We start from the raw sequence: 15,161 nt of genomic DNA, 5'->3' as shown, positions 1-15,161 counted from the left end.
CGGGATGGAGACGAAGACCATGATGGACTTTGACGATTTCAGCGGCGCCATCGCCGAGAAACCGTTATCTCAGACTGAAAAGGCGGCCGCCGTCCTTCTTGCCATGGGAAAACAGGTGGCAGGACGGCTGCTGAAGTATTTTACCCAGAACGAACTACAGATGATCATTGCCTCGGCCCAATCGCTGAGGCTCATTCCGCCGGACGAACTGGCACAGCTCGTTGCTGAGTTCGAGGACCTGTTTACCGAAGGCGCCGGCCTGATGGACAATGCGAAGGCCATCGAGAGCATTCTCGAGGAAGGCCTCACGCCGGACGAAGTCGACAGCCTGCTCGGCCGCCGCACTGCCTTCCAGGCATACGAGACCTCCATCTGGGATCGTCTGGGCGAGGCCGACCCGGTCTTCGTCGCCAAGTTCCTGCTGCGTGAGCATCCGCAGACGATGGCCTACGTGCTGTCGATGATGCCCTCCTCCTTCGGCGCCAAGGTCCTGCTGCAACTGCCGGAAGCCCAGCGCCCCGACATCATGAACCGTACCGTCAACCTGAAGGACGTCAGCCCGAAGGCCGCACAGATCATCGAGAACCGCGTTCTCGGGCTGATGGCGGAAATCGATGCGGAACGCAACGCATCCGGTTCGACGAAGGTCGCCGACCTGATGAACGAACTCGACAAGCCGCAGGTCGATACCCTGTTGAGCTCGCTGGAAACGATCAACAAGGAATCGGTCGAGAAGGTTCGCCCGAAGATCTTCCTCTTCGACGATCTCATCCGGATGCCGCAACCGAGCCGCGTCTTGCTGCTCAACGATATCGCCGCGGACATTCTCACCATGGCGCTGCGCGGTTCGAACGGCGAGATTCGCGAAATCGTTCTCTCCTCGATCAGCCCGCGTCAGCGCCGCATGATCGAATCGGACCTGCAGATGGGCAACACCGGCATCAACCCGCGCGAAATCGCGATTGCCCGGCGCGCCATCGCCCAGGAAGCCATCCGGCTTGCCAACTCCGGACAGATCGAGCTCAAGTCCAAGGAAAATACGCCTGTGGACGAAGCGGCTTGATCTTACTGCGACTCACCTAAATCATTTTAGAGTGCTCAGCTCAGGGCCGCGTATGATGCGCGGCCTCTTTCCGTTTCATGAAGGACGGCTGCTTTGGCTGACGAAGACAAGGACAGTAAAACAGAAAGCCCGACGGAGAAAAAACTCCGCGACACACTGGAGAAAGGTAACGTTCCTCACTCCAGGGAAGCGACGCTGTTTGCCTCCATGCTTGCGACGGTCATCTACGTCACCTTCTTCCTGCCGGGGCGCATAGGCCGCATGGGCGAAGTGTTGCGCGATCTCTTCGAGAAGCCGGATCAATGGCAGCTCGAGACAGGGCCGGACGCCATTTCGCTTTTTACCCGAATCGGCTGGGAAGTGGCCAACCTGCTGCTTCCGGCGGTGGTGCTCTTCTTCACTTTCGGTATCGGCGCCTCGATCTTCCAGAACCTGCCGACGCCGGTTCTCGAGCGAATCAGGCCGCAATTCTCGCGGATTTCACCCGCCTCCGGCTGGAAGCGCCTGTTCAGCACGAGCGGCCTGGTGGAATTCGGCAAATCGCTCGCGAAAATCGTGGTGGTCAGCATTATCATGTTCTTCGTGCTGCGCAGCCAGTTTTTCCATTCGATCGATTCGATGGTTTCCGACCCGCAGACCATTTTCGTGCGCCTGTCGACGATCGTTCAGCGAATCCTGATCATCGTGCTGATGGCGACCGCCGTCGTCGGTATCGCCGACGTCCTGTGGAGCCGGTATCACTGGTTCGACGAGCTGAAAATGACCAAGCAGGAAGTGAAGGACGAACTCAAGCAGTCGCAGGGCGACCCGATCGTCAAGTCCCGCCAGCGCTCGATCGCCCGCGATCGCGCACGGCGGCGCATGATGAAGGAGGTGCCGCGCGCCACCCTCGTCATTGCCAACCCGACTCACTACGCCGTAGCGTTGCGCTATGTGCGCGAGGAAGGCGATGCGCCCGTTGTCGTCGCCAAAGGCCAGGACCTGATTGCGTTAAAGATCAGAGAGATAGCCGAAGCCAACAATATTCCCGTTTTCGAGGATCCGCCCCTCGCGCGCTCCATGTTTGCGCAAGTCTCGGTTGATAGCGTCATCCCGTCAGTATTTTACAAGGCCGTCGCCGAGCTCATCCATCGGATTTATGCCGCGCAGTCGAATAGAAAACGGGTACGATAACCAAATGAAAAAATGCCCCTACTCTGCCGAACGTGAACGAATACTTGCCGAAGCCATCAGCCCTGTCGCGAGCGAACTGCGCCTTCTGGACGCAGCCGATCTGATCTCGCTGCTGCGCTTCGAACGATACGGCAATCTGGCCGATCTCGTCGCCTCGGCAGCAGAGCTTTATTTCCTCCCGGGCGTGGTCAATTTCGGCCTCGGCGGGGACTACAAGCTCGATTGGGGCGGCCCGGCCGAAGTAACTATCGACCTCGAAATCAAGCCGCGCGGCGTGACCGTCTACGCTAAGCTGGAACTGACGGAAAATTACGCCGGCATCGAGATCAATCACATCGCCTTCGACAAGGCCTCGGCTGATCCGGACGAGAATACCGCGCTGCTCGCTCGCAGCCTGAGAGATGCACGCTACGTCATCCAAGGCGAGGCAGCGCACGTCATCTGACGCTCTTGTCTAAAAGAATATCTGGGGTTTCCGCTAAGGCGGTGCGCTATCAGCTTATATAGCCGAAGCGGATCGCCTTCGCGATTGCCTGTATGCGGTTGACGCTGTCGAGCTTGATCGTGGCCGAGCCGAGATAGGCGTTGACGGTGTGAACCGACAAGCCGAGCTTTTCGGCTATTTCTTCGCTGATGCGGCCGTCGCCGGCAAGCTGAAGGCACGCAATCTCACGTTCGCTGAGCGCTTCGGCAGCCTGAGAGCGGCGCTCATCCAGAGACAGAAGCTCCATCATGAGCTGGCAGCTGCGGCCATGCAGCTCGACGATCATGTCGCTGACCAGATCCATGAACTTCGCCGTGAAGACCACATAGCCGTTGCCCACAGCGCCCAGCCGGACCGGGAAGGCCACGCCGGCGAACGGCAGCAGGTGTGGCTTCAGACGTTGCGTGAAGGGCGCGAAATCGGGCGTTTCGGCAGTACTGTCGCTATCCCGTCCATTCCACATCAGCGGAAGCATCGACTTGTCAATGTGCTCGATCATGGCTTCGCCATAGGCTTCCACGAAGGATTTGCCGATGACCGAATTGGCCGATCCCCAATTGTCGATCTCGCAGACGAGGCGCTGCTTTTGCGGCAGACCGGATCCGTAAAGCCGATAAACCGCGAAATGCTGCGCATCGATCAGCTTCTGCATCGATACAAGCTTCGGAAACAGATCGGAGCGACCGGATATTCTGCCAGAGCGCGTGAGCCTTACATCTCCCGGCGCGTCCGTCGTTCTGTCCGGCTGGTATCGCATTCAGTGGGCCTTCAAACGAGATTGTTTCGTACGGCGAAGGCGATTGCCTCAGACCGGGTTTTGGTGGCGGTCTTACGCATGACACTGGTGATGTAGTTATTGATGGTATTGCGCGAGATGCCGAGGATCATGGCGATCTCGTCGCTGGTCTTGCCTTCGGCAATCCAGAACAGGCACTCCAGCTCGCGTTCCGTCAGATCGAAATCCCGCTCCGTCTTGCTTTCGAAGCAACGGACCGAGCTTGCGAGATAGCCGGCGAGCAAACCGACATCGCGCAGCCGTTCCGGCGATAACGCTTCCGATTCGCGGACCAGCAACAGCAGCGAGAAACGCGTGCGGCCGACGTTGAAGGTCAGCGCATAGAATTGCCGGCTGACACCACTCGGCAGCTCAACGTCGTCAGGCAAGGAGGCCACGCTTGGCTGGAACAGCGCCATGCACTTTTCCAGCTCGCCAATGCGGCCGTAACTGCCAGTCAATTCGGAGGCAAGACGCCTGACCAGATCGAAGGGCCAGTCGGAGGAAACGACGAAATCAAGGCCGCTTTCCTGGATGAAATCGCACCGCGCCAGGAGATAGCGATAGGCACCGGCATAGCTCGTCAGCGCATGCAGGCCGGCTTGCAGGTAGGTAGGGCCGGAGACCGCGCCAAGCTGCAGAATGAGCTGTTCGCGCGACATGGTTCCGGCAGCCACAACTGACCGCGCCTCCCTGTCGCCCTTGCTCGTCTGCGCTATCTGTATGTCCATTCCTGCATTTCCTGCCGCTGTTGGACGATCGGCCGTCAACGAGAGCATCATTCCGTCTAAGCCCGGCTTCGTTTTCGAGGAAGCCGTCAACGGCTCTCGGGCACAAGGCCGAATCACTGTCTACCGCGACAGAAACACATCACGGTGAAGGCACGATAGATGAACGCACTATCATTGAATGTCAGGTCGGCAATCGAATCGATCAACGTGGCATGTACTGATCTTTCCGCGTTCCTTACTCAGCAAATTTGGAACTATCGAAACACGGAAATCGGAGGTCGATTCGCGCCGATTACGCAGCTTTTACGTAAAGACGCCTTATTTGTAAGTCGATTCTTTTCACCCATCAACGGGATTTCAGGCAAAATTCCATCTTACGAACACGTCAAACCGTTCAATAGCAGCTGACGAGGCACAAAATCCGACGATCAGCACTGGTCATCCCGTGAGAGTTCCAGAAACGCAAAAGACCGGGATTGCTCCCGGTCCTTTCATCACGCGGCCTGATCGACGGCCCATTTCCTGAGAATCTTGGCGGCGCGCTCTTCGCTGATTTCCACCATGCGCGACAGACGCCGCTCCGGACCCTCCTTGACCCGGCGGTTGAAGGTGCCGGCATCGTCGCCCATCGTCAGCAGGTCGTCCGTGCTGTCGAAGCCGAAGTCCGAACCGAAGCCGTCCATCAGGGCGCCGCCGGTGCCACCAACTGCTGGGGCGAAGTCAGGCAGCTCCAGGCCAGCCGCTTCTGGAAGAGCCGTCCCGGCAGCCGCACCGCCGCCAAGCGAGCGGATCAGCGGACGGAAGCCCATCCAGATGATCAGGAAGGCGACGGCGACGAAGGCCAGCGAGTTGATGATGCCGGCCATGTTGCGGCCCAGCATGTCGGTGATGCTGAAGCTGGAGCCAGTGTCCTCGAGCAGCTGGTTGTCGAGGAAGTTCATCGCGTTGACGGTGACGACGTCGCCGCGAGCCTGATCGACGCCGGCAGCCGTCGCGACGATCTTCTGCATCTCGGCGATATAGGCATCGACCTTCGCCTGATCGGCACCTTCGCCGAGCATCTGCGCAATGCGGCCACGGTTGACAACCACTGCCACGGAGAGCTTCTCGATCTTGTAGCTGTTGCGGGTCGTCGCCGTCGTCTTGCTGTTGATTTCGTAGTTGGTCTGCTCTTCGCGCTTGTCGGACTGATCGTTCGAGGTCGGCGAATTGCCACCGGACTGAGGAGCCGCCTGCGGGATGTTCTGCTCGACGGTCGCGGCCGTATCCGGCTGGCTCTGCTGCGACTTCTGCGCTTCCTTTACGGTGCGCACGGAACGCTCGACCTTCGAGTCGGGGTCGAAGGTCGTTTCCTGGACCTGCTGGCTGTCGGTGTTGAGCTGCGCGGTGACGCTGGAACGGAAGTTGTCCATGCCCAGGAACGGTGCAAGCGCCTTGTTGATGTTGCCTTCGATCTCGCCCTGAACGTTCTGGACGATGCCCAGATTGCGGCTGAGAGCGCCGTTGGCCGGGTCATCGCCGGATGCGAGCAACTGGCCGGTGGAATCGAGAATCGTCACGTCGTCAACCTCGAGGCCGGGAACGGCCGATGCGACGAGGTGGCGGATGGCCGGGGCAGACTTGCGGGCGGCTTCCGCGCTGGCGCGGATCATGACCGAAGCTGTCGGCTTCTGATCGGCGCGACGGAAGTTGCCGACATCCTGCATGACGATGTGCACGCGCGCAGCGCTGATACCGGCAATGGAGGTGATGGTACGGCTGATTTCACCTTCCAATGCGCGGACGCGGGTGACTTCCTGCATGAAGGAAGTCAGGCCGAGCGAACCGACATTGTCAAAAAGCTCGTAGCCGGCATTGCCGCTGTTCGGCAGGCCACGCTCGGCGAGCAATGCGCGGGCCTTGCCGGTCATGCCGGCGGGAACCGTGAGGCTGGTGCCGTCGGTACCCACCTGAAAATTGATCTTGGCTTCTGCGAGCGCGATGCTGATCTGGTTCAGATCGGTCGCATCCAGGCCGACATAGAGCGTCTCCTGGGCAGGTTTATTGACGTAGAGAGCCGCAAAAAGGATCAGCATCATCGAGACAGCGCCCACGCCGCCAAGAATCAGCAGCCGGGTTCTCCCGAGGTTCTGGATGTTCCGCAACAGTGGAACTAATTGATTTAACAGATTCATTCTGTTCTCGCACGATTCGTCAAAGACCTGATGGCTTTGTGCCGTGCGGCGAAAATAGAAATCGAAACTTGTGCGAGCGTTTCGTCCGGCCGAGCGGAAATGAAAAAGCCGGGGAGAAGCGAAGAAAATTATATAAGAAAAACAGTATTCGTTATGCGCGGCCGATCAGAAAAAATCGAAATCGCCCGCGGCCTTCGCCATCGGCTGAGAGTGGACGTGGAAGCTGCCGCCGCCAAGCGCCTTCTGCATTTCCGTGAGCTTGACCAGGCTCAGTGCGGTCGCAAGATCGACCGTCCATCCCTCCGGCATGGTGCCGGCAATGGTATCGATGAATTCGGCGATGCCGCGGGTCTTCTGCACTGCAAGGTCGATACCCTGCAGAACCTTCATCGCTTCCGGAGAGGCCATGATGGCGCCGCCGCTGAGGTCGAGCAGCTGCGGCTCGATGCGTTCGATCAGATAGGCGACGTCATGCAGTTCGGAAACGACGCGCAACAGGATGGCTGGCAGCATTTCCTCGGTGGCAGTCGTCTCTATGCGCTGGAAAGGGGTCATGCGGTAGCCTCGTTGATCAGAAGAATTCGATCGTATTGTCGACCGGCTTCGGCGCGACGACCGGGCGCTGTTCCAGAGCCACGGTCTTCTGCGTCTCCGCTCCGGTGAGCGGGTATTGCCTGGCGCGTCCGGAGATCGGCCAATATTCAACCTTGCGGCCATGTTCGCCACCGGTGCTGGAGCTGACGACCGGGATGCCTTCGTCTCTCAGAAACTGCATGGCGAAGGCCGCATTCTGCTCGCCGACATTAGAGAAGGTCGCAATCGTCTTCGCGCCGCCGAAGACTTTCGCCTCCAGCCGGTCACGCCGCGCGCCCTTCTTCAAAAGGCCGTTGATCAGAAGTTCCATAAGGTGCACGCCGTAACGTGTCGCATCACCACCGCTGACCGGCGAGCTGGCCATTCCCGGGAGGAGGAAATGGTTCATGCCGCCGACACCGGCGATCGGATCACGCAGGCAAGCCGCCACGCAGGATCCGAGAATGGTCGCCAAGACCACGTCCGGATCGCTGATGACCTTGTACTCGCCCTGAATGATATGCACGCGACGGGCAGCACCCTCGACGATCATTTCAATGCTCCGAACACGGCTTCGATCGCCGCTTTCATCTTTTCGATGGTGAAGGGCTTTGCAAGGACGTTGTTGGCCCCGAGCTGCGCCGCCTTCTGCACCAGAGCACGATCGCCTTGAGCCGTCAGGATGATGAAGGCGGCCTTCTTCGTCGTCGGGTTGGTGCGAACGGCCTGGAGCAGACCGAGGCCGTCCATCTTCGGCATGTTGAAGTCGGAAATGACGAGATGATGAGGCTGCTGCTCCATGATCTTCATTCCCTGCTCACCGTCGCCGGCGGCCGTGATCTGCTTGAAACCGAGCTGCGTCAGAGCATCGCTCAGCAGCAGGCGGCTGGTGACCTGATCGTCAACGATCAGGACTTTGATTTTCTCCGCTAGAGACATTATTCGCTCCCTTCCTTTCGGGCGGCTGTGGCTTTCAAAATTTCCTCGCCAATGGCGTTCAGCGGAAACTGCTGTTCGACTGCACCAAGCTCGTGAGCGACCCTCGGCATACCGTAGACCACGCAAGTCTTCTCGTTCTGACCGATGGTGCGCGCACCCGCGTGGCGCATCTTGAGGAGACCGGCGGCGCCATCGCGCCCCATACCGGTCAGGATTACGCCGACGGCATTGCGGCCTGCCAGTTCGGCAACCGAATCAAAGAGCACGTCGACGGAAGGACGATGGCCGTTGACCGGCCCGCCGTCTGTCAGACGGCAATGAGGGGCAGACGCATTGGCAATCCGCAGATGCCGCTCGCCGCCGGGCGCAAGATAGATCTTGCCGATTGCGAGCCGTGCGCCGTCGGTCGCCTCTTCCACCACGGGCGCGCACAGACGATTCAACCGCTCGGCAAAGCTGCGGGTGAAGGTCGGCGGCATATGCTGGGTGATGACGGTTGGCGGGCAGTTGGCCGGGAACTTCTGCAGGACGTTGATCAATGCCTCGACACCGCCGGTGGAGGAACCGATGGCAACGATCTTGCGGCCGACGCGAAAATCGGCGACGGCGGCTGCCGGCACCGGTGCGCGCTGGGCACCCGGCTTGACATACTGGCGCTGCGAACGGGCGGCCGCCTTCACCTTCTCGGCCAGGTCGCCGAACGGATGTGGCTCGCCCGGAGACGGCTTGCCGACACAATCGAACGCACCGATTTCCAAAGCGGCAAGCGTGGCATCGGCGCCCCGATGCGTCATTGTGGAAACCATGATGACGGGCATCGGCCGCAACGTCATGATCTTCTCCAGGAAATCGAGACCGTTCATGTTCGGCATCTCGATGTCGAGCGTGACCACATCAGGATTGAGCGCCTTGATGGCAGCACGCGCCTCAAGGGCATCGCCGGCCTGACCGACGACGTCAACCTCGGGATCCGAACGCAGGACGGCCGTGATGAGACCGCGCATGGTCGGGGAATCGTCGACCACGAGAACACGGGCAGCGGCGTTCATGGTTTCCTCCCCGCGTTTTTGCCTTGGTAGCGATAAGTCGTAATGCCGATATTGTCGAAGACGTGCTTGGCTTCGCCGGCAACCCGTTCGGAATGACCGATATAAAGGTGGCCGTTGTCATGCAGCTGCCCGGCGAAACGGCTCCAGATCTTCGTCTGCGTCGGCTCGTCGAAGTAGATGACGACGTTGCGGCAGAAGATGACGTCGAACAGGCCCTTGAAGGGCCACTGTGCCAGAAGGTTCAGTTCGTTGAAGGTGATCAGGCGCTTGACGCGATCATCGACCTGGAATTTTCGCCGTCCCTGAACGTCAACCTCCTGGAACCACTGCTTGCGCATGGCAGGCGATATCGTCTCAAGAGAGGTCTCGTCATAGGCGCCGGCGCGCGCCAATCCCAGGATCTTGGGATCGATATCCGTCGCCAGGATCTTGAAATCGAAATCTGCGACATTCGGCATCAGCGACAGAACCGTGAGCGCGATCGAATAAGGCTCCTGCCCGTCGGAACAGGCGGCCGACCAGATGCGCACGCGGCCGCCAGCCTTGGCGCGAGCCAGAAGCCCGGGAAGCACCTCATCACGCAAATGATCGAAATGATGATTTTCCCGGAAGAAGCGGGTGAAGTTGGTCGTCAGATGCGACAGCATCTCGCGCCGCGCCGCACTGCCGGCCGGCGACGACACCAGCGCACAATAATCGCGGAAGCCGGCCAAGCCCAAGGCGCGGATATGTTTCGACAGCCTGGAATAGACCAGCGACGCCTTGCTTTCGTTGAGAGAAATGCCCGCATCCGAATAGATCATGGCGGCGATCTCGGCGAGATCGCGACGGGTCAGCGGATATTCGCCGCTGGCCAGCACCTCGTCCGGCGATGCCTTCAGATCTATTGCACCCATGACACTCATGCAGCTTCGCTTTCGCTCTCGGGGAACAGGGCTTCCAGTTCGATCAGGCAAATCATGCGGCGATCGATCGCGATGATACCGCGTGCGAACTGCCGCTCGTGGCCGGAGGAGACCTCCGGCGTCGGCTGGATGATGTCGTCAGTAATCGTCAGAATGTCCGAGACCGCGTCGACAAGCAGGCCGACCACCTTTTGGTTGACCTGCGCCACGATGATCACGTGCCGCGCCGTCGGCTCCGCACGCTTCATGCCAAGCCGGCACGAAAGATCGATGATCGGCAGCACGGCACCGCGCAGGTTGATGACGCCGAGCATATAACCCGGCGCATGCGGCATCACCGTAGCCGGGGTCCAGCCGCGAATTTCACGCACCAACATGACGTCGACGCAGAATTCCTGATCGCCGATCCGGAAGGCGATCAGCTCGCGGGCTCCCTGGGTCAGGTTCTTAACGGCATAGGACATAAACTCACCCCGCCGCCGCGTAAGACATTTCGGCCTTCAGCGACTGTCCCCGCGACGCACCGACCACGGCATCGACATCGAGGATGAGCGCTACGCGGCCATCGCCGAGGATGGTCGCGGCCGCGATGCCAGGCACATGGGTGTAGTTGGCCTCGAGGCTCTTGATGACGACCTGACGCTGGCCCTGGATGGCGTCGACCATGAGGGCGCGCTGACCGCCGCCTTCCGATTCCACCAAAAGGGCAACGCCTTCGACCGGATTGGCCTGAGTGGCGCGGAAGTTCAGGATGCGGCCGACATCAACCAGCGGGCAGAAGCTGTTGCGGATCGAGATCAGCCGATGGTTTGCGCCGAAGGAATGGATAGCGGACGCTTCCGGCTGCAGCGTCTCGACGATGGCCGTCAGCGGCACGACGAGCGTCTGGCCGGCAACCGTCACGACCATGCCGTCGAGAACGGCCAGCGTCAGCGGCAGGCTCATGGTGAAGACGGAGCCTTGCCCCGGCTTGGATGTGATGTTGATGCGGCCGCCGAGCGCCTGGATCGAGCGCTTGACCACGTCCATGCCGACGCCACGGCCGGAAATGTCGGAAATCTTGTCGGCGGTCGAGAAGCCCGGCAAGAAGATCAGATTGTCGATTTCTTCATCCGAAAGGTTGGCGTCGGTGGCGATCAGATCGTTGTCGATCGCTTTCTGGCGCACTCTCTCGCGGTTGATGCCGGCGCCGTCGTCGGCCAGTTCGATCAGGATGCGGCCCGAGCGATGCTTTGCCGTCAGGCGAACGGTGCCTTCCGGATTCTTGCCGAGCGTCGTGCGCTTCTCGGGGCTCTCGATACCGTGGTCGACGGCATTGCGGATCATGTGGGTCAGCGGCTCGGCAAGCTTGTCGATGACGGTCTTGTCGACTTCCGTGTTTTCGCCTTCGGTGATCAGGCGGATCGACTTGCCCGTCATGTCGGCGATTTCGCGGACGATACGCGACATGCGCTGGAAGACCGGCTTCACCGGCTGCGCACGGATCGCCATAACGCTGTCCTGGATCTCGCGGGTGAGCTGCTGCAGCTCTTCGAGACCCATGTTGATGGAGGACGCGCCGTTATTGTCGTTCTCTATGACGCTTTGCGAGAGCATCGCCTGGTTGATGACAAGCTCGCCGACGAGGTTGATCAGGCGGTCAACACGGTCGAGATCGACACGAATGGTCTGCCCGGCAGCGGCTGCAGCTGCATTGTTCTGCGCGGCCGCCGTGTTTGCGGCTGCAGCTGCGGCAAGTGCGGCTTCCTTCTTCTCGACGCGGGCGGCGACGGCTGCAAGCTGCGTGACGTTGCTGGCCGTTTCGGCAGCAGCGACGGCTGCGGCGACATCGTTCTTCTGCGCCGGCATCTCTTCGGCCACGGTCGCGATCGGTGCTGGACCTTCGTCGTCGAGTGCCGAAAGATCGAACGGCACGGGAACCATCGGCAGTTCTTCATCGCTGGCGGCGTCGGTCGAGACCTGCCGGACGTCGAGCTCGCAATCCCATTCGGCGAATTCGAAGACGGTGCGGATGGCGTCCTCGCCCTTGTCCGTCTTGATCGAGATCGTCCACTTGAAGTAAGCGCCTTCCGGATCAAGCTCGGGAAGGCCTGGCAAGCCATCGATATCGCAATAGACGCTCATCTCGCCCAGCCGCGCGAGATCGCGCAGCAGCAGCGTGGCGTCGTTGCCCTTGGCATAGAGATCTGAGCGCGGCTTGAAGCTGACTTCGTATTCCGGCATGCCATCAGCAACCGTCTCGTCAGCACCGAAATCATCGTCGAAGCTGAAGGGGATCGGCTGGAAGCCACTGTCATCCGTGGGAGCGGGAGCAACGACCTTCGGGGCCGCCTCGACCACCACGGCGGCGACGGCAGCAACGGCGGGAGCCGGAACATCGCCATTCGCCAGCGCTTCCAGTTCCTTGACCAGACCGCGGCTGCGCGCCTGATCGACACTGCCGCCATCGCGGGCGGCATTGGTGAGGTCCGCCAGCACGTCGGCAGCCTTGAGCATGACCTTCAGGACGTCCTGCGTCGGCTCCAGCTTGTTGGATCGAACGCAATCGAGCGTGGTTTCGAAGACGTGGGCGAATGCGACCAGGTCGTCCAGACCGAAGGCACCTGCCCCACCCTTGATGGAATGAACGGCGCGGAACACGGCATTGACGGTTTCCGGGTCACGGTCTCCGTCATTCATTTTCAGGAGACCGGATTCCAGTTCGGCGAGCTGCTCTTCGCACTCCTGGAAGAAAATCTCTTTGATTTCGTTCATATCCATAAGGGGCGGATCCTGGTTAAGCGGTTACACGCTCGATGGCATCGATCAGCTTGGCAGGGTCGAACGGCTTGACGATCCAGCCGGTCGCACCGGCCTGGCGGGCACGGTTCTTCTTTTCAGCGTCGCTCTCGGTCGTCAGCACGAGGATCGGAACCGCACGGTATCTGTCGTTGCGGCGCACGCCCTCGATGAAGCCGAAGCCATCGAGGCGCGGCATGTTGATATCCGTGACGATGACGTCCGGATTGGCTTCTTCCAGAATTTCCAGACCTTCGACGCCGTCTTCAGCCTGGATGGTCTCGAAACCCGCATTGTTGAGGGTGACGAGAAGCATGTTTCGAATAGTCCGTGAATCATCCACGGTCAGCACTTTTTTCTTCATTGCCGGATCTCCTTGGCAAGCAGATGGGAGATATCCACTCCGATCATCTGCATCGTTTTTTGAAATGCGTCCGACACCTTGGAGAAGGTGAAGGACAGCTTGTCTTCATCCCAGGTTTTGGCAGCGGCCATGATGACCTGCATGCACAAAGCCCCTACCCGTTCGACACCGGATGCATCGATCACGACGTTGCTGCCGCGCAGACCCATCAACTTACCGCGAAGCGTCGAGGCCTCGTTGAGGTCCAGCACGGTCGCCAGACTGATTGTCTTTTCGCCTTTCCTGCTCGGCATCGCTTCATTCCCCGTTGACTGAAATCGGACCTGCCGGTCCGCATGTGCATGAAACTGAAAACTCAATAGACATTCCGCTCGCCTCCCATGGCGGCGCGGCGAAGCGGGAAGCCGAAATCGGTCATCTCGTCCTCGTCCTGCCGTGCGGCGATGTCTTCGCGCGTTAAGGGCTGTCGCTGCGATACGGTCTTCACCGGAAATGAAGCCGCCGCGTGGCGCCGCTCGCGCTCGATGCGGAATTCACGGATGGTCCTGCCAAGCTCGACGACCACGCTGTGCAAATGATCTGCGCCGTCCTGCGAACGGCCGGCCAGGGTCTCGCCGACCGCAGCTCTCTCGCTGAACCCATCGATATCGGTCGTCAGCGACTTGAGGCCCGCGACCTGCAGATCGCTCGCCGCCGCAATGCCGGAAATCGCCTCGTTGATATCGCTCACCTGGCGGACAATGCTGCCGATCGCATCCTGCGTGCGGCCGACCATCTGAACACCGGCATCGACCTGCGCCTTGGTGCCGGTCACCAGAACCTTGATTTCACGCGCGGCATCGGCGGAGCGCTGCGCCAGAGCGCGGACTTCTTGTGCCACCACGGCAAACCCGCGGCCGCTGTCGCCGGCGCGGGCCGCTTCGATCCCCGCGTTCAGGGCAAGGAGGTTAGTCTGGAAGGCGATCTCATCGATGACGCCGATGATCTGACCGATCTTTTCAGCCGATGTTTCGATATCGGACATGGCCGATATCGCCTGGCCGACAATCCGGCCGCTGTCTTCCGCGGCCGTGCGCGTCGAAACAGCGACCCGTTCCGCCGAGCGCGTATTGGCGGCATTGCCGCGGACCTGCTCGGCAAGCTCGGCAAGCTGGCGCGCCGAAGCCGCCAGTCCGCGCGACTGTTCGGAAGAATCTGCGGCCAGCGATCTTGAAGAGGCCGCAATGGCCTGGGTCGTTGCTTCCGCGGTCTGTATGCCAGTGGAAAGCGTGGCAAACTGCTGCCGGATATCGTCCAGCGCGACATTGAGCGCCTGAGCGACGTCAACATAGGCCTCGGGACAATCGGCAGGCAGTCGGGCCGTCAGATCGCGATCGGCAAGGCCGTTGGCCAGTTCGGCGATCAGGTTGGCCGCTTCGGTGCGGTCGGCAAGCCGCTGTTCGGTCAGCGCGCGCTGATGGCCGGTGCGCAATTCGTTGAAACGCAGCGACACGGCGATTTCGGCGTCGACCATGACCAGGCGCACGACCGAAGTCACGAGCTCGCTCAACTCGCGGGCACGACGTTTCGCACCGGGAAGAATTGCACGACCGCCAAGCTCGTCGAGAAGGCCGGTCAGAATATGCTCCAGCATCACGCCATGGCCGGCAACCTGCCAGCGCGGATCGAGCCCCATCTTGCTTTCGCTGTCGGACAAAACCTTGACACGCTCGGCATAGAGGCTGTCGAAGCGGGCGTCTGTCAGCACATCCCAATGCGAGGATTGCAGGTCCTGAAGTCGTTCGAGCTGACTTTCGCTGGTAAAATTGCGCGCGGCGTCTGGAAAGGTCTGGAAGCGATGAAAGAGGTCGCGGAGGCCGGCCTTGAGATGCGCTTCGAGCAGCGGCCGGTTGCGGCGCAGGGTTTCGCATTGTCCGGCATCGAGACCAGCAAAGCGCAAGCGGTCGCGAAGGCTGCCAGCCTGCGCCCTACCTGCCTGATCTGACGGCGAATCCTGCGCCAAAATCGTCCCCGCCGAATGCCGAGCGCCACGCGCCGGCCAAAGCCGCTGATAATCCGCGCAAGGCGCCATGAGGAGGCGAGGAAAAGCACAGGGGGCGACCGATCAACGGATCGGCGCTCTGAAGCTCGCTCGTTCATCAAAGTCTTGTGCG

Annotated in this window: 16 protein-coding genes; 3 read left to right on the top strand and 13 right to left on the bottom strand. The window is 60.5% G+C overall.

Annotated features, from left to right (window positions below; genetic code table 11):
- Positions 1-19: 19 nt before the first annotated feature.
- From fliG to HGP17_RS19185, 3 genes are all read left to right on the top strand, one after another.
- A complete protein-coding gene (gene fliG / locus HGP17_RS19195; protein ID WP_168811878.1) occupies positions 20-1,063 on the top strand; it encodes a flagellar motor switch protein FliG in 1,044 nt (347 codons plus the stop codon).
- A 93-nt stretch (positions 1,064-1,156) separates the two neighbouring features.
- Positions 1,157-2,236, top strand: a complete 1,080-nt coding sequence (flhB, locus tag HGP17_RS19190) for a flagellar biosynthesis protein FlhB (protein ID WP_168811876.1) — start codon at positions 1,157-1,159, stop codon at positions 2,234-2,236.
- Between the two features lie 4 nt (positions 2,237-2,240).
- Positions 2,241-2,681, top strand: coding sequence for a hypothetical protein (locus HGP17_RS19185; RefSeq protein ID WP_168811874.1), 441 nt, complete (start codon positions 2,241-2,243; stop codon positions 2,679-2,681).
- 49 nt (positions 2,682-2,730) lie between these two features.
- Here HGP17_RS19185 and HGP17_RS19180 read toward each other — a convergent pair whose 3' ends face one another.
- From HGP17_RS19180 to HGP17_RS19120, 13 genes are all read right to left on the bottom strand, one after another.
- Positions 2,731-3,477 carry a helix-turn-helix transcriptional regulator gene (locus HGP17_RS19180; protein WP_168811872.1) on the bottom strand — a complete coding sequence of 249 codons (747 nt, stop codon included), beginning with the start codon at positions 3,475-3,477 and terminating at the stop codon, positions 2,731-2,733.
- A gap of 11 nt (positions 3,478-3,488) precedes the next feature.
- Positions 3,489-4,226, bottom strand: a complete 738-nt coding sequence (locus HGP17_RS19175; protein WP_168811870.1) for a helix-turn-helix transcriptional regulator — start codon at positions 4,224-4,226, stop codon at positions 3,489-3,491.
- Positions 4,227-4,720: 494 nt separating this feature from the next.
- Positions 4,721-6,400, bottom strand: a complete 1,680-nt coding sequence (fliF, locus tag HGP17_RS19170) for a flagellar basal-body MS-ring/collar protein FliF (protein WP_168811868.1) — start codon at positions 6,398-6,400, stop codon at positions 4,721-4,723.
- A gap of 165 nt (positions 6,401-6,565) precedes the next feature.
- Positions 6,566-6,955 carry a hypothetical protein gene (locus HGP17_RS19165; RefSeq protein ID WP_168811866.1) on the bottom strand — a complete coding sequence of 130 codons (390 nt, stop codon included), beginning with the start codon at positions 6,953-6,955 and terminating at the stop codon, positions 6,566-6,568.
- 16 nt (positions 6,956-6,971) lie between these two features.
- Positions 6,972-7,526 (bottom strand): chemoreceptor glutamine deamidase CheD, encoded by a 555-nt coding sequence (gene cheD, locus HGP17_RS19160; RefSeq protein ID WP_168811864.1) that lies wholly within the window; start codon positions 7,524-7,526, stop codon positions 6,972-6,974.
- Positions 7,523-7,912, bottom strand: a complete 390-nt coding sequence (locus HGP17_RS19155) for a response regulator (protein ID WP_004128537.1) — start codon at positions 7,910-7,912, stop codon at positions 7,523-7,525. The genes cheD and HGP17_RS19155 overlap by 4 nt, the downstream gene beginning before the upstream one ends.
- Entirely contained in the window at positions 7,912-8,961 is a 1,050-nt protein-coding gene (cheB, locus tag HGP17_RS19150; RefSeq protein ID WP_168811862.1) for a protein-glutamate O-methylesterase CheB, read from the bottom strand. The genes HGP17_RS19155 and cheB overlap by 1 nt, the downstream gene beginning before the upstream one ends.
- The gene (locus HGP17_RS19145) at positions 8,958-9,866 is read right to left on the bottom strand and encodes a protein-glutamate O-methyltransferase (protein ID WP_168811860.1); all 909 of its coding nucleotides are present in this window, start codon (positions 9,864-9,866) and stop codon (positions 8,958-8,960) included. Before HGP17_RS19145 ends, cheB begins: the two co-directional genes overlap by 4 nt.
- Positions 9,863-10,330, bottom strand: a complete 468-nt coding sequence (locus tag HGP17_RS19140) for a chemotaxis protein CheW (RefSeq protein WP_168811858.1) — start codon at positions 10,328-10,330, stop codon at positions 9,863-9,865. The genes HGP17_RS19145 and HGP17_RS19140 overlap by 4 nt, the downstream gene beginning before the upstream one ends.
- A 4-nt stretch (positions 10,331-10,334) precedes the next feature.
- Positions 10,335-12,626 (bottom strand): chemotaxis protein CheA, encoded by a 2,292-nt coding sequence (locus tag HGP17_RS19135; protein ID WP_168811856.1) that lies wholly within the window; start codon positions 12,624-12,626, stop codon positions 10,335-10,337.
- 16 nt (positions 12,627-12,642) lie between these two features.
- Complete coding sequence (gene cheY1 / locus HGP17_RS19130; RefSeq protein ID WP_004128526.1) at positions 12,643-13,008, bottom strand: chemotaxis response regulator CheY1; 366 nt, start codon at positions 13,006-13,008, stop codon at positions 12,643-12,645.
- The gene (locus HGP17_RS19125) at positions 13,005-13,301 is read right to left on the bottom strand and encodes an STAS domain-containing protein (RefSeq protein WP_168811854.1); all 297 of its coding nucleotides are present in this window, start codon (positions 13,299-13,301) and stop codon (positions 13,005-13,007) included. Before HGP17_RS19125 ends, cheY1 begins: the two co-directional genes overlap by 4 nt.
- A 62-nt stretch (positions 13,302-13,363) precedes the next feature.
- The gene (locus HGP17_RS19120; RefSeq protein WP_168811852.1) at positions 13,364-15,010 is read right to left on the bottom strand and encodes a globin-coupled sensor protein; all 1,647 of its coding nucleotides are present in this window, start codon (positions 15,008-15,010) and stop codon (positions 13,364-13,366) included.
- Between the last annotated feature and the right edge of the window lie 151 nt (positions 15,011-15,161).

Source organism: Rhizobium sp. P38BS-XIX (assembly GCF_012641435.1).
In the GTDB taxonomy this organism is placed as follows: Bacteria; Pseudomonadota; Alphaproteobacteria; order Rhizobiales; family Rhizobiaceae; genus Rhizobium.
This window is presented reverse-complemented; position numbering and strand designations above follow the sequence as displayed.